The organism is Serratia aquatilis (assembly GCF_044865145.1).
In the GTDB taxonomy this organism is placed as follows: domain Bacteria; phylum Pseudomonadota; class Gammaproteobacteria; order Enterobacterales; family Enterobacteriaceae; genus Chania; species Chania aquatilis.
The window spans coordinates 2,806,118-2,830,675 of record NZ_CP173186.1 but is presented as its reverse complement, the minus strand read 5'-3'; the positions used below and the strand labels follow the sequence as shown (position 1 = coordinate 2,830,675).

At 50.5% G+C, this 24,558-nt stretch carries 23 protein-coding genes; 11 read left to right on the top strand and 12 right to left on the bottom strand.

The annotated features are described in order from the left end of the window. Window positions 1–19: 19 nt before the first annotated feature. Entirely contained in the window at window positions 20–292 is a 273-nt protein-coding gene (locus tag SAQUA_RS12745) for a hypothetical protein (RefSeq protein ID WP_380675449.1), read from the top strand. Window positions 293–562: 270 nt separating this feature from the next. On the opposite strand, the gene SAQUA_RS12740 is transcribed toward SAQUA_RS12745, so the two are convergent. The 4 genes from SAQUA_RS12740 to hutC all read right to left on the bottom strand — a co-directional run bounded on the left by SAQUA_RS12740 (window position 563) and on the right by hutC (window position 4,301). After that, the gene (locus tag SAQUA_RS12740) at window positions 563–745 is read right to left on the bottom strand and encodes a hypothetical protein (protein ID WP_380675447.1); all 183 of its coding nucleotides are present in this window, start codon (window positions 743–745) and stop codon (window positions 563–565) included. A gap of 598 nt (window positions 746–1,343) precedes the next feature. After that, entirely contained in the window at window positions 1,344–2,147 is an 804-nt protein-coding gene (gene hutG / locus SAQUA_RS12735) for an N-formylglutamate deformylase (protein WP_380675445.1), read from the bottom strand. Beyond that, entirely contained in the window at window positions 2,144–3,364 is a 1,221-nt protein-coding gene (gene hutI / locus SAQUA_RS12730; RefSeq protein WP_380675443.1) for an imidazolonepropionase, read from the bottom strand. The genes hutG and hutI overlap by 4 nt, the downstream gene beginning before the upstream one ends. A 181-nt stretch (window positions 3,365–3,545) precedes the next feature. After that, the gene (hutC, locus tag SAQUA_RS12725; RefSeq protein WP_380675440.1) at window positions 3,546–4,301 is read right to left on the bottom strand and encodes a histidine utilization repressor; all 756 of its coding nucleotides are present in this window, start codon (window positions 4,299–4,301) and stop codon (window positions 3,546–3,548) included. Between the two features lie 177 nt (window positions 4,302–4,478). On the opposite strand from hutC, the gene SAQUA_RS12720 reads away from it, so the two are divergent. Genes SAQUA_RS12720 through SAQUA_RS12710 form a run of 3 tightly spaced genes read left to right on the top strand, consistent with a single transcriptional unit; the run spans window position 4,479 to window position 7,480 of the window. After that, window positions 4,479–5,849, top strand: a complete 1,371-nt coding sequence (locus tag SAQUA_RS12720; RefSeq protein ID WP_380675438.1) for a formimidoylglutamate deiminase — start codon at window positions 4,479–4,481, stop codon at window positions 5,847–5,849. Then, window positions 5,849–6,421: a HutD family protein gene (locus SAQUA_RS12715; RefSeq protein ID WP_380676012.1), complete on the top strand. Its 573-nt coding sequence runs from the start codon at window positions 5,849–5,851 to the stop codon at window positions 6,419–6,421. The genes SAQUA_RS12720 and SAQUA_RS12715 overlap by 1 nt, the downstream gene beginning before the upstream one ends. Window positions 6,422–6,478: 57 nt before the next feature. Next, window positions 6,479–7,480 carry a LacI family DNA-binding transcriptional regulator gene (locus SAQUA_RS12710; RefSeq protein WP_380675436.1) on the top strand — a complete coding sequence of 334 codons (1,002 nt, stop codon included), beginning with the start codon at window positions 6,479–6,481 and terminating at the stop codon, window positions 7,478–7,480. Between the two features lie 39 nt (window positions 7,481–7,519). On the opposite strand, the gene SAQUA_RS12705 is transcribed toward SAQUA_RS12710, so the two are convergent. From SAQUA_RS12705 to SAQUA_RS12695, 3 genes are all read right to left on the bottom strand, one after another. After that, window positions 7,520–8,962: a glycoside hydrolase family 32 protein gene (locus tag SAQUA_RS12705; protein WP_380675434.1), complete on the bottom strand. Its 1,443-nt coding sequence runs from the start codon at window positions 8,960–8,962 to the stop codon at window positions 7,520–7,522. After that, window positions 8,959–10,218, bottom strand: a complete 1,260-nt coding sequence (locus tag SAQUA_RS12700; protein WP_380675432.1) for an MFS transporter — start codon at window positions 10,216–10,218, stop codon at window positions 8,959–8,961. Before SAQUA_RS12700 ends, SAQUA_RS12705 begins: the two co-directional genes overlap by 4 nt. Before the next feature lie 483 nt (window positions 10,219–10,701). Then, window positions 10,702–10,911 (bottom strand): hypothetical protein, encoded by a 210-nt coding sequence (locus SAQUA_RS12695; protein ID WP_380675430.1) that lies wholly within the window; start codon window positions 10,909–10,911, stop codon window positions 10,702–10,704. 162 nt (window positions 10,912–11,073) lie between these two features. Between SAQUA_RS12695 and SAQUA_RS12690 the strand changes: the two genes are divergently transcribed. Beyond that, window positions 11,074–11,262, top strand: a complete 189-nt coding sequence (locus tag SAQUA_RS12690; protein WP_380675428.1) for a hypothetical protein — start codon at window positions 11,074–11,076, stop codon at window positions 11,260–11,262. Here the strand turns inward: SAQUA_RS12690 and yniD are convergent. Next, entirely contained in the window at window positions 11,259–11,366 is a 108-nt protein-coding gene (yniD, locus tag SAQUA_RS12685; RefSeq protein WP_380675426.1) for a small membrane protein YniD, read from the bottom strand. The two genes, SAQUA_RS12690 and yniD, sit on opposite strands and share 4 nt — an antisense overlap. 330 nt (window positions 11,367–11,696) lie before the next feature. Between yniD and SAQUA_RS12680 the strand changes: the two genes are divergently transcribed. After that, on the top strand, window positions 11,697–12,083 hold the full coding sequence (locus SAQUA_RS12680) for an ASCH domain-containing protein (protein ID WP_380675424.1): 387 nt from the start codon (window positions 11,697–11,699) through the stop codon (window positions 12,081–12,083). Between the two features lie 3 nt (window positions 12,084–12,086). Continuing rightward, window positions 12,087–12,692 (top strand): C39 family peptidase, encoded by a 606-nt coding sequence (locus SAQUA_RS12675; protein WP_380675422.1) that lies wholly within the window; start codon window positions 12,087–12,089, stop codon window positions 12,690–12,692. Window positions 12,693–12,703: 11 nt separating this feature from the next. Here SAQUA_RS12675 and rsmF read toward each other — a convergent pair whose 3' ends face one another. The 3 genes from rsmF to yebS all read right to left on the bottom strand — a co-directional run bounded on the left by rsmF (window position 12,704) and on the right by yebS (window position 18,139). Beyond that, window positions 12,704–14,140, bottom strand: coding sequence for a 16S rRNA (cytosine(1407)-C(5))-methyltransferase RsmF (gene rsmF / locus SAQUA_RS12670; RefSeq protein WP_380675420.1), 1,437 nt, complete (start codon window positions 14,138–14,140; stop codon window positions 12,704–12,706). Between the two features lie 155 nt (window positions 14,141–14,295). Continuing rightward, entirely contained in the window at window positions 14,296–16,926 is a 2,631-nt protein-coding gene (locus SAQUA_RS12665) for an MlaD family protein (RefSeq protein ID WP_380675417.1), read from the bottom strand. Further along, complete coding sequence (gene yebS / locus SAQUA_RS12660) at window positions 16,895–18,139, bottom strand: membrane integrity lipid transport subunit YebS (protein ID WP_380676010.1); 1,245 nt, start codon at window positions 18,137–18,139, stop codon at window positions 16,895–16,897. The genes SAQUA_RS12665 and yebS overlap by 32 nt, the downstream gene beginning before the upstream one ends. 233 nt (window positions 18,140–18,372) lie before the next feature. Here yebS and SAQUA_RS12655 point away from each other — a divergent pair, with 233 nt between their 5' ends. From SAQUA_RS12655 to htpX, 4 genes are all read left to right on the top strand, one after another. After that, window positions 18,373–18,870 carry a GAF domain-containing protein gene (locus tag SAQUA_RS12655; protein ID WP_380675415.1) on the top strand — a complete coding sequence of 166 codons (498 nt, stop codon included), beginning with the start codon at window positions 18,373–18,375 and terminating at the stop codon, window positions 18,868–18,870. A 95-nt stretch (window positions 18,871–18,965) separates the two neighbouring features. Beyond that, entirely contained in the window at window positions 18,966–19,682 is a 717-nt protein-coding gene (gene proQ / locus SAQUA_RS12650; protein ID WP_380675413.1) for an RNA chaperone ProQ, read from the top strand. Window positions 19,683–19,701: 19 nt separating this feature from the next. Continuing rightward, on the top strand, window positions 19,702–21,750 hold the full coding sequence (gene prc / locus SAQUA_RS12645; protein WP_380675411.1) for a carboxy terminal-processing peptidase: 2,049 nt from the start codon (window positions 19,702–19,704) through the stop codon (window positions 21,748–21,750). A 267-nt stretch (window positions 21,751–22,017) separates the two neighbouring features. Next, window positions 22,018–22,896 carry a protease HtpX gene (gene htpX / locus SAQUA_RS12640; RefSeq protein WP_380675409.1) on the top strand — a complete coding sequence of 293 codons (879 nt, stop codon included), beginning with the start codon at window positions 22,018–22,020 and terminating at the stop codon, window positions 22,894–22,896. 91 nt (window positions 22,897–22,987) lie between these two features. Here the strand turns inward: htpX and SAQUA_RS12635 are convergent, their stop codons facing one another. Further along, on the bottom strand, window positions 22,988–24,367 hold the full coding sequence (locus tag SAQUA_RS12635; protein ID WP_380675407.1) for an MFS transporter: 1,380 nt from the start codon (window positions 24,365–24,367) through the stop codon (window positions 22,988–22,990). Window positions 24,368–24,558: the final 191 nt, after the last annotated feature.

The following is a 24,558-nucleotide window of genomic DNA, read 5'->3' as shown; positions in this document are numbered from 1 at the left end:
TGCCAGAAGGAGCGGAAAAATGAGAAAAGATATTCAGTTTATTCAGCAGCCTTCTCTTGATGGGCAAAGTTTCAGTGCCGGTGATATCGTTCGTCTGACCACCGCCAATCTGGTGAACGAGTACCAACTGGACGTGGTTATCCTGCGCCGCGACGAACAATTGATATATGGCTCGGTGGTAGTGGCCGCACCTAAAAACGATATTCCCGTCAGGCAATGGGAGATTGCCCGTGGTGACGAGGTGGTGTTTCGCTTGGAGAACATCACAAAAGCGGTACTTGGTGCACGTTGATAAAGGTGCAAGTTCCCTACCGAACGATGAGCTATTAGACCGGGCATTTCTCGTCTATGGGGCTTAACACATAAAGCCGATTTTATGTTATCGGCTTTTTTACCATCCAGGCTCAAGCCTAAATCACTTTTTTGCCATTCCCTTACATAATCATGGTGAATGTTTTTACGGTATTGCTATCCACGAGCAACAGTGACCAATCAAGTCAATAAGTTCCGATTTCCGTGTTAATAAAAATTGAACACCCTATCTTATAGAATTTTATTAGGGTTATTTCCGATTGGCTGGCGTAGGTAAATGCTTAACTGGCATAACGAGTTTGCCATTGATCACATAGCACTCGTTTTCGATCCACTCAAGGATTTGCTCACAACTGACACCTTCAAATTGTGCATAGCGATGAATATCGCCATTAAAGTAGTGCGCAATGTATTCCATCAAGGACATTTGCATATCTGTAACTCCTGAATGCCGTCCGTAGCTGGTTTGATCATCGGAAAAGGTTAAGGTTTCAAAGCAAAAACTAAAAAATCGACGACGAAGAACCGACTAAATGCAAACCGTATTTTGCAAATTAAGGCGAAAAAAATCCCGCCCGGAAACGGCGGGAAAATAAGTATTATCATTTTTGATGACATAAGATAGTGTTCGAGGCGAAACAAAAAATAGCACGTTAGCTCTTTTTTGTGACCCCCACAAACTACTGGATGACATATTTTGCTGCAAGAAAAATCTGCATTTTTGTTTCGGTTTTTACGAGTAGTTTTGGGTTGGAATAAATTTTTAGCTTGCCAGAATGTTCTGTAGCTCAATAAACATGCTGAATATTATAGAGTTGCTCAATTCTTTAGCTGCAAGTATGCAGAGCAAACCTGTGCTCAAAATAGTCTGGCTGGCTTACCTAAATGGCCCCTGCCCGTAGGGTCGCGCCCCAAAAGCCCGTTCGAAGTAAAGTCGGGCTTGAACAGAGAACCACTATGCCCTTCACCCTCCGTCTTGATAACGGGCTTTTGGGTCTGCGACGGCACCACGGACAGTTAAGGGACACAGCCTAGGCCTGCTCTTCTCCCCAGGCAAGCATACTTTCGAGTAACTTTTGCAGTAGGTGTTGTAAAGGTGCTGCACGGGTGGCATCAAATGCGAAGGGATACTGTTCAGACATATAATTCACCTGTGCGAGTTCCAACTGTACCGCGTGTATATCCACCTTAGGCTGCCCATAAGCGCGGGTGATGTACCCCCCTTTAAAGCGCCCGTTGAGTACGTGGGTGAACTGCTGTTGCCGCTCGCAACAGTTGAGCAGGCTATCGCTCAATGCCGTGGCACAGCTTTCTCCGTTATTGGTCCCAAAGTTTAGGTCTGGGAGTTTGCCATCGAACAGTCTAGGTATCACTGAAGCAATGGAGTGAGCGTCAAATAGCAATGCATAGCCGTGTTTGGTTTTCAAACGAGTCAGTTCATTCTGCAACTGCTGGTGATACGGCTGCCAGATCTCTTGCAGGTATTGCGCCCGCTCGGCATCAGAAGGTGCTGCATCTGGGCGAAAACTGGGCCGACCATCGAATAAGACATCAGGAAACAAGCCAGTGGTGGCCGTCGCGTAAAGTGGTTTATCATCCGCCGGGCGATTAAGGTCGATAACAAAACGCGAATAGTTGCCTATCAGGATGCTGGCTCCCAGATGACGGGCAAAATCATACAGTTTTGGAATATGCCAATCGGTATCCGGCAGTGGTCGTGCATCTGCAGTCAAACCTTTTTCTACGGCAGAAGTAAGCAGCGTTCCGGCATGGGGAATACTGATCAACAGTGGCAGATTACCGCTTTGAAACTCGAAAGGATTATCAATCATCATGAACGGACTTCTCCTCGGAAAATGACAGTGCAGGGCAGTTGCCCACCCAACCAGTAAGCCAGTTCAGCTGGGCGAGCCAGCGGCCAGTGAACAAAGTCGGCCACTTTACCTGTTTCCAGCGAACCATGACTTTCATGCAACCCCAATGCTTTTGCTGCATGCACCGTTACGCCAGCTAGCGCTTCTTCCGGTGTCAGACGAAACAGTGTACAGGCCATATTGAGCATGAGCCGCAGTGACAGCGCTGGGGAGGTTCCTGGGTTGGCATCACTGGCGATGGCCATAGAAACGCCATGTTTGCGGAACCAATCGATCGGTGGGCACTGGGTTTCACGTAACAGGTAGTATGCGCCGGGCAACAGTACTGCAACAGTGCCTGCTGCTGCCATGGCGATAGCATCTTGCTCAGTTGCGTATTCCAGGTGATCGGCGGAAAGGGCATGGTAGCGTGCCGCCAGTGAGCTGCCACCCAACGCCGAGAGCTGTTCCGCATGCAGTTTAACGGGGAGACCTGCCTTTTGAGCTGCGACAAACACCCGTTCAACCTGTGACGGCGAAAATGCCAAATGTTCGCAAAAAGCGTCGACGGCGTCTGCTAATCCTGCAGCAGCGGCTTCAGGAATAAGGGTATTGCATACCATTTCAATATAGTCGTCGCTACGTCCAGCATACTCTGGGGGAACTGCGTGTGCCGCCAGACAGGTTGTTTTGACTTCGACAGGTAGTAGTTGGCCAAGTTGGCGTGCCACGCGCAACATTTTCAACTCGCTCTGCGGGGTTAATCCGTAGCCTGACTTGATTTCTACACAGGTAACGCCTTCAGCCAACAGCGGCCGCAGGCGAAAAAATGCCTGTTCCAGTAGTTCTGCCTCTTCGGTATCGCGTGTAGCTGTTACCGTGGAGATGATACCGCCCCCTTGTGCGGCAATCTCTGCATAGCTCACACCGTTCAGTCGCTGTTCAAATTCACCGCTGCGATTGTCGCCAAACACCAGATGGGTGTGGCAGTCAATCAGGCCAGGGGTAATGATCCCACCGTCAAACTTGACCGTTTCTGCCGCCGCTAGTGCGGGCATTGAAGGTTGTTCACCTATCCAGACAATTTTTCCGTCACGTACAGCGATCGCGCCATCTTTGATGAGGTGATACTTGCCGTTACGCATGGTGACAATATCTGCGCCGTGCCACAGGCTATCGCAGTGGATCTCAGACGTCATGGTGTTCAACTCCTACATGGTTGTATATACAATTAAAAACAACCTAACGCATTCATCGATATGCCACAAGAGAGAGGCTGAAAATTTGTTATCAAGATGTGATGAAACGCCTGAAAGGGGGCTGGTGCACTGCAATAATGCAAACAAGGCCTCCCCCGATAGGGTCGGCCTGACTGGAGATTCAGACCTGGTTGGTAAAACGGCCAAACAGTTGATAACGGCTGCCTGGGTAGAGTAAACGTGCGGAGGTAACCACCGTTTTGCCTGACCAGGTTCGGCGATGGATCACCAGGCCGGGCTCTTGCGCATCCAATTGCAGCAGTTCACGTTCCTGTTGGGTAGGAATCACCGCTTCCACAATATGTTCGCCTGCCGTCAGCGGGGCGGCCTGGGTCAGGTAAATATAGGGGGTAACCTGATCGAAATCCTGCTTCATGTAGTCGGGCGCAATAGAGGGATTGACGCAACGATCTTCTATCTGCACCGGCACGTCGTTTTCATAATGCACAATCTGTGAGTAGAACACTTGCTGTCCCGGTGCAAGACCCAATGCGGTGGCTTCTTCATCACTGGCAGGGCGTGCTTTCAATTGCAGAATTTTACTGCTGTGCCGATGCCCGCGTCCGGCAATCTCGTCGGCAATATTATGAACTTCCAGTAAGGCAGTATGTGCCTTAGCCTCTGCAACGAATGTACCTACACCCTGCATGCGGATCAGGAATCCTTCACTGGTGAGTTCACGCAATGCACGGTTGATGGTCATACGGCTGACACCCAGTTCAGCCACCAGTTCACTTTCAGAGGGAACGCGTTGATGCGGTTGCCAGTGGCCTGCACGGATTTGGCTTATTATCGCCTGCTTGACCCGCAGATAGATCGGGGCGGGGGTATCGCTCATTGCTGCGGCCAACTGCAAGACAGTCTGTTGATCTACCACGACGTTAACCTCGTCAAATAAAAAAATAATAACATCAGTTTACTGTTGATGTTGGAGTACGTATATGTATATACAAGTCAGTGTCAGTTCACCAGATGAATCAAACTGACTAACATTTCGTTAACTTGCGCGCTTTTTGCGCATTATTAGCTGTTAAACCTACTATGGAATACTGCTATGACTGCATATTTTGCCTCTCGCGCACTACTCCCGTCTGGTTGGGCGCAGAATGTTCGGCTGGATGTCGATGCTTTTGGTCAACTGAACCAAGTGACGCCAAATGCATCTTCTGCCGGTTGTCTTCATCTGCACGGCGACGTAGTACCCGGTATGCCGAACCTGCACTCCCATGCTTTCCAGCGTGCTATGGCTGGGCTGGCCGAAGTGGCGGGCGATCCGCAAGACAGTTTCTGGACCTGGCGCGACCTGATGTATCGTTTGGTTCAGCGTTTAACCCCAGAGCAGGTTGGGGTTATTGCACGTCAACTGTATATCGAAATGCTTAAAGGGGGATATACCCAGGTTGCAGAGTTCCATTACCTGCATCACGCTCCTGATGGTAAACCTTACTCCGATCGCGGTGAAATGACCGGGCGCCTCAGCCAGGCGGCCCAGGAGGCCGGGATTGGTATGACACTGTTACCAGTTCTATATAGCTATGCCGGTTTTGGTGCACAACCTGCGCAGCCTGGGCAAAAGCGCTTTATTCAGAATGTTGAGAGTTATCTTGAGCAACAACAGGTTATTGCCCGCCAATTGGCGGAGTTACCGTTACAGAATCAAGGGCTTTGTTTTCATTCTTTGCGAGCGGTGGAACTGAGCCAGATGCAACAAATCCTGACTGCCTCTGACCAAACGCTACCGGTGCATATTCATATCGCTGAACAACAAAAAGAAGTGAATGACTGCCTTGCCTGGAGCGGTCAGCGCCCAGTAGCTTGGCTGTATGAGCACTTGCCCGTGGACAAGCGCTGGTGCCTGGTGCATGCCACCCATCTGGATCGTGAAGAGCTGGAGCAGTTAGCGCACAGCAAAGCGATTGCTGGTCTGTGCCCGACAACAGAAGCAAATCTGGGGGATGGTATTTTCCCTGGGGACAGTTACCTGCATCAACAGGGACGTTGGGGTATCGGATCGGACAGCCACGTTTCGTTAGACGTGGTGGAGGAGCTGCGCTGGTTCGAGTATGGGCAGCGGTTACGCGACCAGCGGCGCAATCGGCTGACTACGGCGGAGCAGCCAGCAGTAGGTAACGTTCTTTACCAACAGGCATTGCAAGGCGGTGCGCAAGCCTGTGGCGTGGCACTCGGTCAACTGGCGGTGGGATATCGCGCGGATTGGCTGGTACTGGATGGTGACGATCCCTATCTGGCGGCGGCACCTACGGCATCTATTCTCAATCGCTGGCTGTTTGCCGGTGGTAAAGAACAAATCCGTGATGTGTTTGTTGCAGGCCGACAGGTTATTGTTCAGGGGCGTCATGCCTTGCAAGAGGAGAGCCGAATCGAGTTCCTGCAAGTGCTGAAAACTTTCCAACAGGAGGCATGATGAACCTTAACCATTTTGACTTCGCCGGTCTGCCGGTCAGCCCGTGGCGCAATGGTGGCGGAGAAACACGTGAAATTACCAGCCAACCTCAAGGCAGTGGCCAATTTAGTTGGCGTGCCAGTATTGCGACTATTGCCCAGAATGGGCCGTTCTCGGTATTCAACGATATTGACCGCTCGATCACCTTGCTGGAAGGCGATGGTGTGCATTTGCTCAGTGCCGGGCAGATAGACCACCGCCTGCGAGAGATTGGTGAGCCATTTTCATTTCCTGGTGATGTGCTAGTGGAGGCCACCTTGTTAGGAGGCCACAGTCAAGATTTCAACATCATGACACGCCGTGGTCACCAGGCTGCCCGTGTAGAGCGTATGGTGGAAACCTTTGGTTTGTCCTTGCTGCATGCAGGGGTGTTTTACGTATTACGAGGAGAGTGGCAACTACCTGATGGCCGTTTGTTAGCGGCGCGTCAGGGCTGTTGGTGGCGACATGGGGAAGGGCCACTGAGATTGGTTGCCAAAGGTAACCTGGCGCAGGCTATCTGGGCCGATATCTTACCGAGCGGAGTGGAGTAGAGTTTCGCGCTAAGTTATGGGATTATCTGCCTTTCGATCCCAAACAGAGAAAGGTGTATGGCCTCGCTGAAAGACGTTGCCAAACTTGCCGGGGTATCGTTGATGACGGTTTCCCGCGCCATTAACGAACCCGGCAAACTACGGCCAGATACCTACCAACGTGTTAAACAAGCGATTGATCAACTTGATTATGTTCCGGATCTTGCTGCTCGCCGTATACGGGGCGATAGCAGCCGGGTGAAAACGCTTGGCGTGCTGGCGTTGGATACTGCGACAACGCCATTTTCGGTAGAGATGATCCTCTCGATTGAAAAAACGGCGCGTGAGCATGGCTGGAACAGCTTTGTCGTCAACCTGTTCGCCGATGATGCTGCTGAACAAACGGTCGATCTTCTGCTGGCACACCGGCCTGATGGTGTAATTTTTACTACCATGGGTCTACGCCAAGTTTCCCTTCCTGGAAAGTTACTTGATCAGCAACTGGTACTGGCTAACTGTATTAGCCCGGAAAATAGCGTTGCCAGTTATATTCCCGACGACGAACAGGGGCAGCATGACGCGATGTGCGCAGTGCTTGCACGTGGGTATAAGGCACCTCTGTGTATCTATTTACCCGAATACGCATTGGCGGCAGGATTGCGGCGGCACGGACTGGAGCGCGCCTGGGCAGAGGCTGGTGGCGATGTAACAAAATTGCGTCAATATCATCTCGATCTCAGCAAAGGTGATGAAGGTTATCGTGACACCGTCACTATTTTGGCTAACCATTTTTCTAGCGGCAAACAAGATTGTGATGTGGTGGTGTGCGGTAACGATCGCGTGGCATTTCTGGTCTATCAAACCTTGCTAGCTCAGGGCTGGAAGATCCCTGAGCAGGTCGCGGTTCTTGGGTATGACAATATGGTGGGTATTGGTGAGTTGTTTCAACCGCCGTTGACTACGGTGCAGTTACCACATTATGAATTGGGGCGGCAGGCTGCGTTGCATTTGATTAATCAATTGCCACATAAGAAAACGGTAAAGGTTGCTTGCCCGTTACTGATACGGGGATCGCTGTGAAAGTAGGCTCCTGCTCAATCGGCAGGAGCAACGCACATCTCAAAGCCAAACAGAGTTCAGTGCCCAGGCCTCAATTTCACCAAACTGTGCGCTTCCCGCCTCGGCAAATAGAGCAATATGGCGATCGCCATCCTGCGGATAAATGCGGCTGGTCAAGCAGGCCTCACCATGATTGACAAATACTTCCAATGAAGAACGATCAACAAATATCTGCAACGCAAGCTTGTCACTTTCTGGCAGTGCTACGCTTCGGCAACTACAGAGTGCGGGTTCATGGCTAAAGCGTTCTAACACTAAACGACGTGCCTGATTGTCAACGTAAATTCGGGCGGCCTGGCCAACGTTGATCCCATAGCGTTCTGCGTCGCTGGCAGCCAGGTTTACCGTCAGTATCAACTCTTGCAGGTTATCCCCCAACGTATGGTGTTGGTTACGGTATAAAGCGGCAGCAAACTGCTGCTTTTCGCCCCGCAATGCGGCCAATTCACGCGCTGGATGCATCTGCAGTTTCCCCTTCTCATTGAGGGTCAATTCACGCGGCAGTGTTAGCGCTCCAGCCCAACCGTGCTGCTTGCTCGGCATGGGTGATTCCCACATATCCATCCAGGCAAATAACAGGCGGCGACCATCGGCAGCAACAAATGTCTGTGGAGCATAGAAATCATGGCCAGCATCCAGTTCGCTAAAGGGCCGAGTGATGGAAAATTCGTTTTCTGGTTGCCAGTTGCCCAGCAGGTAACCACTCTGGAATCGATTACGGTTATCATAGCCCTGAGCAGCCAGACCTTGCGGTGAAAAGAGCAGCACATGCCGATCTGCTAGCGGGAACATGTCAGGACATTCCCACATATAACCTTGCGATTCCGAGCTTGCTGCGGCCAGCACACGCTCAAACTGCCAATGGCGCAGGTCGGTGGAGCGATATAGCCGAGCCTGACCGAGGTTATGCTCTTTGGCACCGAGCACCATCCACCACTCATCGGCCTGACGCCAGACTTTGGGATCGCGAAAGTGCATGATCCCTTCGGGTGCGCTTAGTACCGGACCCTGTTTGATAAAGTTGATGCCGTCGTGGCTGGTAGCCAAACATTGAACTTCACGTAGTTGGCTATCGTCCCCGGCCTGTCCTAGCCAGACGTGACCGGTGTAGATCAGTGTCAGCACGCCGTTATCATCGACCGCGCAGCCTGAAAAACAACCATCCTTGTCGTAATCGTCACCCGGTGCTAACGCGATAGGTTGATGCTGCCAATGTACCAGATCCTTACTGGTGGCATGCCCCCAATGCATCGGGCCCCAGTTTTCATCGTAAGGATGATGCTGAAAAAACACATGGTATACCCCGTCAATGCAGATCAGACCATTGGGGTCGTTGATCCACCCCGCAAGCGGAGCCAGATGGAAACGCGGGTAATAATCATCTTGACGCTGTGCGCGCAGAGCTTCAACCGCATGTTCAGCTTGAGCTAAGGCTTTTTTCATTGGGCAGACTCACTTGATTTCATTGCTGATTGGAAATGACTTTCCTGAGACGGGCGTTCCCCGCGCAACAGGAAGTAAGAGATAAACGTGGTACAGGCAACGGCACAGCCCATCAACAGGTAGGTCTGAGCGAAACCGATATGATCATATCCGTAGCCGGCCAACGGTGAGAGAAAGCTGGCCATCACTTGGGTAATAAACTGGAAACCCACCAGATACAGCGTGGAAGACAGGCGACTGTCAAAACGCGTAGCGATGTATTTGAAGATGGCGATCAGCAGAATGGGCAGTTCGACGGCATGCAGCAGTTTCATTGCTGAAATCATCAGCGCACCGCTGGCCAGACCGGAACCGAACATGCGGATCGCCATTACGCTTCCCGCCAGCAGCAGCCCCTGTTTGGCCCCGATACGATTTACCAGCAGCGGAGCCAGAAACATTCCCCCAGCCTCAAGGAAAACCTGCAACGAGTTCAGGAATCCGTACATCTGATTGCCTTCCTGTTGGGTTGGAAACTGCGAGGCAAAGTAGACGGAGAACTGTTGGTCGAAGACGTTGTATACGCTGATACCGAGCACAAAGACCACCAACGCCCAGAAGCCGGGCAGGCGCAATAAGGCTAGCGCGTCCGCTAATTTCAGATTTTCCGGTTTGCCGTATGCCAGCCCGACCATCGCATTAGGCTTGAGTTCTCGGATCTGGCTTAACAGCAGTAGGAATATTACTGCCGAGGCAGAAGCCAGCCAGAAATTGATATTGGGATTAATGTTAAAAATAAACCCGGCGAAAAAGGTGGCACACGCCCAGCCGAGTGAGCCCCACATGCGGGCGCGACCAAATTCAAAACCGACAATACGGCTGACGCGCTCGGTATAGGATTCCAGCGCACCGATCCCGGCGAAGAAGGTCGCGCCGATAAATAGGCCGCCCGCCAGTGCGCCGATGAACAGATTGTGGGCCAGCAGCGGGGCATAAATATAGATGAAGAACGGCCCTGTGAGCAGCAGCATCACGCCAAGAAACTGCAGCAGATGTTTGCGTAAGCCCAATTTATCCTGAACAAAGCCATACAGCGGTTGAGCACAAAGTGCTACCAACGATATTGCTGAAAAGATCAGGCCAGTTTCAGCCCCACGTAAACCAATCTTTTGATTCAACCAGATGGAGATCAGCGAAAAACTGCTAGACCAGGTAAAGAAAAAAAAGAACAACAGACCACTTAGCAGCACATAATATTTTTTTGTTTCGCGGTTCATGTGAAAGCCCTGATGGATGAGATTGGTATTATTGTTAACGTTAACTTTTATTAAAATAAACCCACCAGGAGTGAGCATTGAGATGTTAATCACAAAAGTTAACGTTAACATTCAAAATGTGAGACCTTAATCACGTGTTCAAAACTGCATAGGTGGGGGCGTGCTGATGAGATTACCCTTGATTAAGGAACACCACTCAATATCAAAGCTACCCAATCATTTTTGACGAGTGGGTTAGTAAAACAACTTGTATACTCAAAATAATTCGAGTTGCCTGACAAAAACGCAATGCGTTTTTGAACAGCGCTTGCGCTGGCCCCGCAGGGGCGAGGCCCAGAATTGGGGCGAGTAACGCGGCAACGCAATGAATACCCAGGAGCTTACTCAAGTAAGTGACTGGGGTGAGCGAGGAAAGCCAACACCAAGCAACTCTAAGTATGACGAGTATAGACATATCCAAAGGGCTGACATTAAGGGAATGGTTCACTTTCCATTCTTCAGCATGTTGATTGCTGCACCAATCAGGATCCGTTGCTCAACATCATCATTTGCCGCTAATTTTTTTGCCAAATAGCTGGCAAGCGTCTCTACCGACAAAACTTCGCCACGATGGCGAAGCTGCATTACGCTGTCGCCAATCAGCCTGGCAACCTCATCCCATATTGGCTTTATCTCCTGCTCTGAGTATCTCATCGCTAACCCCAACTGGGTGATTTTTGGTCAATGTAGCAGTTGATTTAAAGGTTCGCCACCGATGAGAAAGAATAAAACCGGAAGTATATAAAACATCTCGTCAGTATTTCTTCTTGTTTTCATATTCAATACTGAAAGCGCCAAATAGCAGGAGGGAAAACTATGAAACTTGTCGAACAATTGGCAGTTTATTATCGGCTCAGTCACCATGCGGAGGTTAAAAGCCGTTGGTGTCAATGGTGGCTACCACAAGGCGAAGCCCGAGTTGCCTATCTAAGGGAGTTGTTTGAGCCGGTTGCCAAAACAACACCCAACCAGGCAAGACGCTTGAGAGAAAAGGGCGCTGACTAACCGAAGATAATGGCAGCCCATCTCAGTAATAACAGGGCTCCGCAGATCAACACCAGGATCACGAACATTTTCCAATGCTTGGTTTGCATACGTTTGTTTGGCAATTTTGCTTCCTTATTCCGTTTAGGTGCAGAGATACCAAATACTCAAACCGACAATCACGATCGCAGTAAAAGCGATAATTTTCAGTAAATCACTGAAGGTATCATCGGGATCTTTCTCTGCTTTGTTCATATTGCCGCCTCGGCGAGCTGCCGTTAGCACATATTGACCGACAGTATGCATGTTGCAAAGACTTACGCACAGAAATTTACCGAAAATCCGCTAAAAGCTTGCGGCTGAAGGGCCGAGCAGTAACACCGCAGATGCGTGTTCAAGAGGATGCGGTATACTGAACATCATAGATTTGATGCTCATTCAATAAAGGTAAAGTTATGGCATTTCCAGAAAAATACGAAGATGTAGAACGTTGGGCATTTGGCGACACTGAGCGGCAGGCAGATGAACTGGCAAAGCTGGTTCTTGACGGGATAAAGACAGCCACTTGCTCCAACCTTGACGGTGAGGGCATTCCACAGACTGGCGATATATTTATCGTGGTGGATGGGAAAAATGAGCCGGTGTGTGTCATAGAGCTGACCAAAGTGGATATGAGCACTTATGAACAGGTCGATGAGGCACACGCGCTGGCCGAAGGTGAAGGCGACCGAACGCTTGCCTATTGGCGCAAAGAGCATAAGCGCTTTTTTGAAGAGTACGAACTGTTCTCACCGGATATGACATTGGTGCTGATGCACTTTAAAGTTATTGAAAAGTTCTAAGCAATGGCGCAGTCGACAGTTCCCTATTTTTGTCAGTGGGCGACACCCGAGTTGGCAGTTGATCTGATCAAAGGCCGCGCAGCTCTTGCCGATGATGCCAACTGGGCGGAAAGTGGTGCTGCCGATCAGGCGGAGTACTGTGAATGGGCAAACCATGTCTGTGGAATGGCCTGTTTGAAAATGGTGCTTGCGCATCGTGATGGCACGGCTCCGCCGCTTCTGGAACTGGCACGCCGTAGTTTGCCTTATGGCGCTTATGTGCGCGAGGGAAAGCAAATCAAAGGGCTGATTTATGCGCCCTTTGTTGAATTTGTTGGCGAACAGTTTTCACTGACGGCATCCGTGCAGATTGATGTCAGTGTAGATGAACTACCTCAGTTGTTGACCCAGTATCGTTATTTTATGGCTTCTGTGCACCCCTCCATTCGGCAACCACAGACGCCGCCACCAACACGCGGCGGACATCTGGTATTACTGATTGCTGCGGATAAAGATACGGTCACTTTCCATAATCCGTCCGGTGATAGCCGCGAAACGCGACAACATGTCACGATTAAGTTGAACGAATTCGGGCGTTTTTTCGCCGGGCGCGGTATCGCCATCCGTTAATCGCACAAGGTTTACTGATGAAAATCCAAGGTGCCGTCGCGCACTAATTCCCGTGGCAGACTGTTTTTAATCCGGCTGCCTATACGTTTGGCTAATCCTAAAGGCTGCTGTTGATAGGTGAGAATAAACTCGTCTCCCTGTGGCAGCGCAGATGGATAGAGATCGCGGCCGTGAAACCACTCCTGTGCCAACGTGGCGTCAAGTTCAAAGGTATTTTTGGGGTCACTTGCACCCAAGGCAATCACGGCTTCATGTTGCCAACGGAATCCTTTTGTGAATCGTTCGGCCAATTTGATTCCAATACGAGAAAAACGCACTTTGCCGATCAATGCTTCCAGTTCAGCAGGAAACAGCCAGATTTCCTTGTCTCGCGCCCACAGTCTGCCTGTTTCATCCCAAGCTAATCCAGCAGCTCTCGCCGCCTGCTTGATCTGCGCGGAATCTTTGGCTGAAAGTGGCGAAAAAGGGAACTTTCCTAAGGTGTAGCCAGGTTTGGCCAACGGTGTGACGCTATGGTTTTTACGCAGGCGGGCGACAAAAAAACCTTCGCTATCGTAAATCTGTGGGAATACGTGCAGGAAGCCTTCCGCAGTTGATGCCCTGTGTGCATCAGGAAATAATTCTGTCAGCGGTTCAATGCTCACGGCATCGCCGTACGTGGCCAATAGATAGGTCACTACATCCTGATTCTCCTGAGCGTTCAGAGTACAGGTAGAGTAGACCATCACGCCACCGGGTGCCAAAGCGTGAAACGCACTGTCGATGAGTTCTCGCTGGGTTTGCGCAATGCGTGTAACGCTTTCGGGCGACCAGTTACTCATGGCATCCGGGTCCTTACGCACGACACCTTCACCAGAGCAGGGGGCATCCAACAAAATGGCGTCGAAGCTTTCGGGCAATGCGGCGCCAAATACTCGGCCATCGAAGTGCGTCAATGCGACATTCCTGACACCGCAACGGCTGATGTTGGCATGCAGAACCTTGACCCTACTGGCAGAGTACTCGTTAGCAACAATGCCCCCCTGATTATCCATCAGCGCAGCAATCTGGGTAGTTTTGGAACCTGGTGCTGCGGCAACGTCAAGCACTCGGCGTAGTTCTGGCCGTTCGGCAAACAAAGCGCTCACTGGTAACATGGAACTGGCTTCTTGAATGTAGAACAGGCCACTCAAATGCTCGGCTGCATTGCCCAAACGTAACGCCTCATCCTCGCGCTCGATCCAAAAACCCTCAGGGCACCAGGGAATGGGTTCCAGCCGCCAGTCATAATCTTTTACCAGCGCTAGGAAGTCAGTGACGCTAATTTTCAAGGTATTGACGCGCAGGCTGCGGCGTAAAGGTTGCTGACAAATGGTGACAAAGTCATCCATCGATAAATGGTCTGGCATAATGGCGCGAGTGGCGTCGAGAAAAGCAGCGGGCAGAAAAGCAGGAGCAGGTTTAGCCACAGGGGGGCTCTCAGGGCGAAAAAAAATCAAGGGGCTAGTTTAACATAAAATATTGCTCTGAGAACATCGGCAAGGTTCGGTATAATGAACCTTGCCGATGAAAAAGACTGGATTTTTTCTTAATCGGCTAGCAGCGCACTACAGAGTAACGCAGTTTAGTTTTTAGGAATGGCGGTTCCCCATCCACGCCAGTCTTTGGGCTCTTCCGCGTTGAGCAGGAAGTGTTTATTGGGGACGGCCTTTGGTGCCAGCGGAATGCTGGGTGGCGTAGCAAAGGCAATCCCGCCGCGAATAAACTGCTGGAAGGTACCACTCTTAATCACGCCACCAGTCAGACCGAACTGCAGGTTATAACCCGACGCCTGCCAGAATACGCTGTTGTTTCGCACTAGATGCTGGAATTTCTTGCTGATACGCAGTTTAACGTTAACGCGGTCTGACAGTTCGCCCAGATAGAGGCCAGTAACGGTTCCCACTTCAACACCACGGAATAACACCGGAGTTCCGACCTGCAGTGACCCCGTATCTGCCGCATCCAGTATAACGGCCAATCCATCCTGATAGCGTGAATCGGTAATGCTTGATTCCTGTAATTCAAAAATACGCGTCAGGTGGCCATGACCGGGTTCCACGTTGATATAGGGCTGTAGTAACGTGTCAAGGTTGTTGACTCCAGCTGCGGATATTTCTGGGGAAACAATGGAGAAACGGCTGCCAAAACGCGTAAACGCCCGCACATACTCGGGGTACAGCACGGCTTGAGCTAATACCTCATTTTTTTCCGGTGCCAGCTTCAGTGACTCGACCTGGCCGATATCGATGCCGAGATAGCGTAGCGGCATACCTGGGGAGAGTTTACTGGCATCAAACGTGCGCAAAGTAATCTGGCTACCAACGGCGCGTGCAGCGGTTTCGGAAATATAGAGAGTGCGTTTCGCTCCTTTTTCCAGTTTGACACCCTGCAAATTGTCAAAACTGATAGCGCCTTTCAATGCACGATTAAGTGGCGAAGCCTGTACTGAAATACCGCTGCCATTCAACTGGATCTTGGCTCCACCTTCAGCCCAGAAAATGCTCTCATTGGTCAGCAAGTTGCGGTATTCCGGGCTGATATAGACATCAACTTCGAATTCGTTGGCTTTAGGCCGAATGCTGATAATCTCACCTACCTGAAACTTGCGGTATAGCACGACCGAACCGGTCTGCACGTCGGGCAAACTGGTTGCCTTTAGCGTTAGCGTTGGCTTCGGCGTGCTGTCAACAATACCGTTTTCGGCATTTTCCAAATTACTGTAAAGGGGGTAGTGCGTTGCGGGTTCCCCTTTATTGCCCGGAATAATCCGCACACCACCGTCAAGCCACTCTTGCGCACTGGCCCCCAATACGCGCACTCCATCCAGGCCAAATTTGACGTCCAGGCGGCTGTTAACCACGAATTTGCTGTCTTGATGGATCAACTGCCGATACTGCGCCTCAATCGCTGCTGTAAAGCTCACGCCGTCGTCTGTCAGCGTTCGCGTCAGAACACGCCCTACATTGATGCCGTGGACAATTAATGGCTGGCCAACGTCGATGCCGTAACTTTGCGGAGCATGCAAAGTTATTGTCAGAACCCCCGGCTGCTGCAGCAGCGTTCTGTTGCTGTCAAGGACAGTAAAGTGATGTTGGGGCCCACCCTCACCAGGCACCAGTTCTAACGTATTGCCCGTCAGCAACTGGCTTAGCTTGGTATCATTAAAGCTGATCCTGGGGCTATGCATTTCAATACGGGTACCGCTTCGCATCAGATCGACAATCGAAGGATCGATAGTCAACTCACCAGTGACTTTGCCGTCCGCCTGCAAAATCAGGCGAGTAAGGGTACCCACCTGTAAACCTTGATAAATCAGTGGAGTACGGCCTTCACTCAGGTTGTTACCATTAGGAAGTTCTAACGTAACGTTAACACCGCGCTGGCTGCGGGCCAGGTCTGGGTAAAGAGTAAAGTTCTGATGAGTTTCAGCCTGTTTGCCATCGGTTGGGGAATCCAAAGCTATTGCACCGTTAACCAGCGCTGCCAGGCTCTCCATCTGTACCGATGCCCCCGACAGGCTGAAGTCGCCTTTAAACCCCGAGACATTCCAGAAACGGCTGCTGTCTTTCACCAGATTGGCAAAACGGCGTTCGATCAGGACATCGATAGTTACGCCATCGTTTCCTTCAGAAATCGTGTAGTCATAGACTTTACCAATGGGAATTTTGCGGTAATAAACCAGAGAACCGGAATTCAGTGAGCCAAGATCATCGGCATGCAGGTGGATCAGCAGTTCGCCCGTATTCAGACGATATTTGGGCTGATTATCCAATGCGACGAAATGGGTCTGAGGTTTGCCGGGGCCAGGCATCATGCCAACGTAATTCCCGCCTACCAATGCATCCAGGCCAGAAACTCCCGCTAGTGAGGCTTTGGGCGTAACCAGCCAGAATTGCGTTCCTTCGCGTAATGCATCTTCAAGATCGTTTTTGATGCTGGCTTCCACGACGATGTTACGCAAGTCTTTACTCAGCGAGATACTTTGGACGGTACCGACATCGACACCCTGGTAGCGAACTGGCGTTCTGCCAGCAACAATCCCGGCTGCCGATTTGAAATCGATAGTGATAGTCGTGCCGCGCTCCTCAAAGTTGTTGTATACCAGCCAGCCGGCGATCAGCAGGGCGATAAACGGCAATAACCAGAATGGTGAAATGCGGCGCTTGTTCTTGATTCTAGCCTCAGTCGGCGTACTCGGCGTTTCCTGTTGCATGTGCATCCCAAATCAATCGGCTGTCTAGCCACTTAACGGCAAGGATAGTTAAAATAACCGCAGACCCAAAGTAAAAAGCGGCGGGCCCCATAGTGAAAGATAATAGCTGGTCACGGTTGACGAGCGACATCATCAACGAAATAACAAACAGATCAAGCATCGACCAGCGGCCAACCCAGGCCACCAGCCGCAGCAGACGAATGCGTGTCTTCAGGCTGTGCGGCGTTTTAAAATGAATGCTGAAAAGGATCATCAGCAGCACAATCACCTTGGTGAAAGGCACCAGAACGCTGGCAATAAACACAATGGCGGCGATTGGTATATTGCCAGAGGTAGCCAGAGACACTACGCCAGAGAAAATGGTATCCTCCATCCGCGCGCCATTGACATAAACAATCGAGATGGGCAGCAGATTGGCAGGGAACAGTAGCACCATTGCGGCTATCAGTGCAGCCCAGGTTTTTTGCAGGCTATGGGGTTGCCGGTGATGTATCGGAACATGACAGCGAGGACAACGCCCGCGTTGGTCCTGAAAACCGGTATAATGGCAGGCCAGACAAACGAGCAGTGTTTCTGGGTTGCCAGCGCGTTGCTCCTGGGAATAGTAGCGTTCCCAAAGTTGCTCCAGATTCAGATGGATTAATGTAAGAATGCTAAGCAGCGTGAGTGTCAGATAGGCAATCATCGCGCTGCCCATCTGAATATCCGCATATTCCTTAACCTTGATTGCCGCCACTGCCATGCCGATCAGATAGATATCCAGCATGACCCACTCTTTGAGACGCTCCAGCATTAGCAAAACTGGCCGCAGGTTCATGCCCAATGCGCTACCAAATCTTAGATACAACAAGGACAATGCCAGCGTAAGTGGAGCACCAATGGTGCAGAATGCCACCATGCTTGCTGTGATAGGGTCTCCCTGGCTGCTCATTTGCCAGATCCCCTCCATGAGGCTTGCGTTGATACGGGTGCCGAGCAGCCTGATGCTGATCAAGGGTTCAGTGAAGGCAAACGGCATCAGCAAGAGCATGGCTACCGCAATCGCTGTCAGGCGTGTCATTGACCAGTCGCGGCCAAGCACTACCTTGGCATTGCAGCGTGGGCAGTAAGCGGCTTGTTTTCTGCTCAGTGGCGGCAGTGAAAACAGCAAATCGCATTCGCAACAGCGTTGGTAGCGTGCTTTGGACAACGGGACGATGGCGTTTATATTCATCATGAAAGGCTGTTCTGAACCTTTTGGGTTTACTTATCGTAGCTCAAAATGAGCATTTTCTTAGTCTGGATACGGCGAACATGGCAGGTTAAAAATACTGTCAAGCTGGCAAACATACCTTGCGAGGCACTGTTTTGTGAAGCAACAGATGATTCACCTTGTGGGCATACGCATTTAATGCTTATTTTATACGGGGCAAGCCTGGACTATCCAAGAGTAATAACGGTTAAGAGATGACTAAAGAACAATTCTACGCGGAATTAAAACGTGACTTGAATGCACTGCTGGAGGGGGAAACTCATTTCATCGCAGCTTTGGCCAACGCCAGTGCGCTGCTCAATGAACGATTGAATGACGTCAACTGGGTGGGTTTTTACCTGATGGATGACAATCAACTGGTACTTGGCCCGTTTCAGGGCAAAGTAGCCTGTGTGCGTATTCCCATCGGTAAAGGTGTGTGTGGCACCGCAGTCGCGGAAAACAGGGTGCAACGTGTTGACGATGTTCATGCATTTCCCGGTCATATCGCCTGCGATGCTGCCAGTAATGCAGAAATTGTGTTGCCGTTAGAAGTCGACGGTCAGGTTATCGGTGTTCTGGATATCGACAGCACAGTTTTTCAACGCTTCGATGAACAGGATGAAATTGGCCTGAAAGCAGTGGTAGCGGGGCTTTGCGGACAGCTGGCACTGTGCAGTTGTGCGAAATACGTCACTGTAGCTGCAAGTTGATCTACGGTTAACGTGGTATTTAGCGATAGCGTCATTATAATGACGCCTGTTCATGCCTGCGGCTTGTTGGCAACCCGTTGTAATCAGGAAATTTCATGGAAAATCAACACAAGTTGAACTCAGTCAAAGAAGTCATAGCTTTTCTTGCCGAGCGTTTCCCGCTCTGCTTTAGCGCAGAAGGTGAAGCGCGTCCTCTGAAAATTGGTATTTTTCAGGATCTGGTTGAACGTATGCAGGGGGAAGAAAACCTCAGTAAAACGCAATTACGTTCCGCTCTGCGCTTATACACCTCGAGCTGGCGTTACCTGTACGGCGTCAAGGTGGGCGCGCAGCGTGTCGACCTGGACGGAAATCCGTGCGGTGAACTGGAGCAGCAGCATGTCGATCATGCGCGTCAGCAGCTTGAAGAAGCTAAAGCGCGTGTTCAGGCACAGCGAGCGGAACAGAACGCCAAAAAACGTGAAGCCGCTGGTGAGTCTGCCGCTGCCGAGCCTCGCCGTCCGCGTCCTGCCGGTAAAAAGCCAGCTGTACGCCGTGAAGGTGCTGCCGCAGCCACAGAGAACCGCAAGCCACGCCCACAAACTCGCCCACAGCAAGCTCGTGAACCTCGTGAAGTAAAACAAGAGGAGAACCAGCCACGTCATGTGCCAGTCACAGATATCTCTAAACTGCAAATTGGCCAAGGAATTAAAGTCAGAGCAGGTAAGAGCGCAATGGATGCAACCGTACTCGAAATCGCTAAAGATGGCGTACGTGTACAGCTTTCTTCCGGTCTGGCGATGATTGTGCGCGCAGAACACTTGCAGTTCTGATACGGAGGCCAACCAAGGCATGAACAAATTTATCAGATTAACAGCAGTTGCGGCACTGCTGTGGGCTGGGGTCAGTTATGGCGCTGATACCGCCAACATTCGTATCGATCAACTGCCTCAGCTTTCGCAGGAAGCGCAACACACGACCGTAAGTGAGCGTGTAACTTCGCGCTTCATGCGTTCGCATTACCGCCAGTTTAGTCTGGATGAGGATTTTTCAGGCAAGATCTTTGATCGCTACCTGAACATGCTGGACTACAGCCATAACGTATTGTTGGCTTCAGACGTTGCCCAATTTGCTGCTAGACGCAATACCTTGGGCGAAGAACTGAAATCCGGCAAGTTGGATACGCCATATGCGCTATTCAATCTGGCACAGAAACGCCGTTTTGAACGTTATCAGTATGCTTTGTCCCTGCTGGAAAAACCGATGGATTTTACCGGCAATGACACCATCGATTTGGACCGCAGCAAAGCTCCGTGGGCAAAAGATAAAGCCGAGCTGGATCGTCTTTGGGATGCCAAGGTCAAATATGACCAACTGAATCTGAAGCTGACTGGCAAAACGGATAAAGAGATCCGAGAAACGCTAACTAAACGCTATCAGTCTGCTATTAAGCGCCTGACGCAAAGCAACAGCGAAGACGTTTTCTCTCTGATTATGACGGCTTTTGCACATGAGATAGATCCGCATACTAATTACCTGTCACCTCGTAATACCGAACAGTTCAACACTGAAATGAGTCTCTCACTCGAAGGGATCGGCGCGGTGTTGCAAATGGAGGATGACTACACGGTAATCAATTCAATGGTCCCTGGTGGCCCAGCAACCAAGAGCAAGGCGATTTCCATCGGCGATCGTATTGTTGGTGTTGGTCAGGCGGGTAAACCGATGGTCGATGTGATTGGTTGGCGTCTTGACGATGTTGTATCTCTTATCAAGGGGCCGAAGGGTAGCAAGGTGCGTCTGGAGATCCTGCCAGCAGGCAAGGGCACCAAAACCCGCATGGTGACGTTGACACGCGAACGTATCCGTCTGGAAGACCGTGCGGTGAAAATGACCATCAAAACCGTTGGTAATCAGAAAGTAGCGGTGTTGGACATTCCTGGTTTCTATGTTGGCTTGACAGACGATGTGAAAGTCCAGCTACAAAAGATGGCCAAGCAGAATGTGGACAGCCTGATTATTGACTTGCGTTCCAATGGGGGCGGGGCATTGACCGAAGCCGTGTCGCTTTCCGGCCTGTTTATCCCTAGTGGCCCTGTTGTGCAGGTGCGTGATAACAACGGAAAGATCCGCGAAGATGCGGACACAGATGGTGTTGTTTACTACAAAGGTCCGCTAGTGGTGCTGGTTGATCGCTTGAGTGCTTCTGCTTCCGAGATCTTCGCTGCTGCAATGCAGGATTATGGCCGTGCGCTGATCGTGGGTGAACCGACCTTTGGTAAAGGTACAGTGCAGCAATACCGTTCGCTGAACCGTATCTACGATCAGATGCTGCGTCCAGAATGGCCTGCGCTGGGGTCCGTGCAATATACCATCCAGAAGTTCTACCGTGTAGATGGTGGCAGTACCCAACGTAAAGGTGTCACGCCAGATATTCTGATGCCGACGGGGATCGACCCGGCAGAAACCGGTGAGAGCTTCGAAGATAACGCTATGCCTTGGGATAGTATCAATGCGGCGACATACACCAAAACGGGTGATTTGAAGCCATTTGAACCGGCGTTACTGAAGGACCATGAGCAACGTATCGCCAAGGATCCAGAGTTCCAGTACATCGCTCAAAATATAGCGCACTATAAGGCTCTGAAAGATAAGCGTAATATTGCTTCTCTCAATCTGGCTATACGCGAGAAAGAAAACCATGATGATGACGCTACGCGTTTGAAGCGTATCAATGAACGCCTGCAGCGTGAAGGGAAGAAACCGTTGAAATCCCTTGATGAACTGCCAAAGGATTACAAGGATCCAGACCCATATCTTGATGAAACGGTCAGAATAGCCTTGGATCTTGCCAACATTGAGAAGCAGCAACCATCACAACAGACGCCAGCGGTTAAATAGCAAGGTTTTCTGTTAAAACAGATAAGGCGCACCTCAGGGTGCGCTTTTTTAATACTTAAACGTTTTACAAAAAATCCCCATAAAATTTCACTCCTTTACGCAACAATCAATTACAATTTGCCAAGGCACGTTTTGGCGTTGATATTGTAAAGTTTCGTATTTTTAGTAGGTTAATGGCATGCAATGCTTGAAATTGTGACAATTGCCCATACGATCTGCGTATATCAAGCAGCGTTTTGTTAACATTTATGAGGAAGTAAACATTCTATGATGCGTATAGCTCTGTTCCTGCTTACCAACCTGGCGGTGATGTTGGTTTTCGGGCTGGTACTCAGCCTGACAGGGATCCAATCCAGTAGCGTTCAGGGCCTGATGATTATGGCTGGCCTGTTCGGTTTTGGCGGCGCATTTGTGTCGCTGCTGATGTCCAAATGGATGGCTCTGCGCTCCGTGGGCGGAGAAGTGATTGAACAACCGCGTAATGAAACTGAAAACTGGCTGCTGCAAACTGTTCAGCGTCAGTCGCAACAGGCTGGCATTGCCATGCCACAGGTTGCGATCTATCATGCCCCGGATATCAACGCCTTTGCGACAGGTGCACGCCGCGATGCCTCTCTGGTCGCTGTGAGTACCGGTTTGCTGCAAAGTATGAGCCGTGACGAAGCTGAGGCTGTTATTGCCCATGAAATCAGCCACATTGCCAATGGTGATATGGTTACAATGACTTTGATCCAGGGGGTTGTGAATACCTTTGTGATCTTTATCTCTCGTCTGATTGCGCAAGTGGCCGCTGGCTTCTTGGGGAATCGCGATGGTGAGGGGGAAGGCAATGGCAACCCGATGATTTACTTCGGCGTGTCGATGGTACTGGAACTGGTGTTTGGCATCCTGGCTAGTATTATCACCATGTGGTTTTCTCGCCACCGTGAATTTCACGCTGATGCAGGTTCAGCCAAACTGGTTGGGCGCGAAAAGATGATTGCGGCGCTACAGAGACTGAAAACCAGCTATGAACCGCAAGAGACGGGTAGCATGATGGCATTCTGCATCAATGGTAAATCCAAATCATTCAGTGAGTTGTTCATGTCGCATCCACCGCTTGATAAGCGTATTGAAGCGTTGCGTTCCGGTCAGTATCTGAAATAACAGCTTCCAAAACGGCTTTTCGAACTGCACCCCAAAAGTTTCCTGAAAACTGATTAAGGTGCAGTTTTTTTATGCCTGAGAATGGGCCTTTTTACTTTGAGGCTACTGTATGGGGCTGTGTCATACGTAAGCAACTCACTATTGCTGCAACGCTGGCGAAGACCCCCGCCAGTATCAGCGAAGCGTGTGTACCATCGGTGTGAAACAGGTTAAACATTAGTGCTACCAAAGCGGCTCCGGACGTTTGCCCTAATAAACGTGCAGTACCGAGCATACCACTGGCACCTCCGCTACGGTGGCGCGGAGCGGCAGAAATGATGGTGTGGTTATTGGGTGACTGGAATAGGCCGAATCCGGCTCCGCAAAGTACCATGCGCCAAACAATATCCAGATTTGTCGGGTCATTGGGCAGTAAGGCCAACAGAAACAGACCAAGTGCGAAGGTCGCCAAACCAATCCCGCCGAGTAATCCTGCGTGAATACGCTCCACCAACCTGCCGGCAATCGGTGCCATTATGATGATCGCCAGCGGCCAGGGTGTCAGCAGCAGGCCGGTCTCAACCTCGTCACGCCCCAATGAACCTTGCAGGAAGAAGGGCAGCGATATCATTGCCAACATTTGTGCAGCAAAGGAGCAAACTGAGGTGCCCATAGACAAAGCAAAAATAGGAATACGCAGCAAATCTACCGGCAATAGCGGGGAGGTTTGGTTCAACTGACGGCGGACAAAGAAGTAGCCGATAATAAGCAGTGCTGCGATCTCGGCAGTAAGCAACAGCATGCTGTGTCCTTGAGCAAGACTACTTATGGCTGTGATCAGTAGACCGAACGTTAAGGCATTCATCACCGCACTGGTAGTGTCAAAACGCCGACTGTTGCTCTTCTGGCTATTGGCCGGCAGGAATTTTGTTCCCAGGATAAGGGCGACAATCCCTATTGGTAGATTGACGGCAAATAGCCATTGCCAAGAAGCAACAGAGAGAACGGCTGCGGCGACGGTGGGGCCTGCTGCAGAAGAGAAGGCAACAATCAGCGAGTTGATACCGATACCACGACCAAGGTAACGTTGGGGATAGATGATGCGAATGAGTGCCGTGTTGACGCTCATAATCGCTGCAGCGCCAAACCCCTGTAAGACGCGGGCAATTGTTAGCGTTGTCAGCGAGTCTGACAGTGCGCAGAATACTGAGGTAATGCTGAATATCACTAACCCGGCCAGATAGACACGGCGGTAACCAATGAGATCCCCCAGCGAGGCCAACGAAAGTAATGAGATAGTGATAGCCAATTGATAGGCGTTCACAATCCAGATCGAACTTGCCGGGCTCGCTTGCAGGTCGCGAGCAATGGTTGGCAAGGCAACATTGGCGATAACTCCATCAAGCACTGAAACGGTAATTCCCAGAGCAATGGCAAGGATCGCCCCATATCGTTGGGGGAGAGGTAAACCATCGGAACAAGGTTGCGTCATAGCGGCGGTATTTATTAAATAGAGGGAATATTAACATGCTAATCATATTTGCTGCCGAATGCATCAGCAGTTTATGTACCAAGTGTAAAAGGGTAAGATGCGTGCGGTCAGTTAATTCATTAGCAGTAATTATTGCGCAACTTTCATTGCACGAAGTGAAATGTTCCGATTATACTGAAACTCTTGTTCAA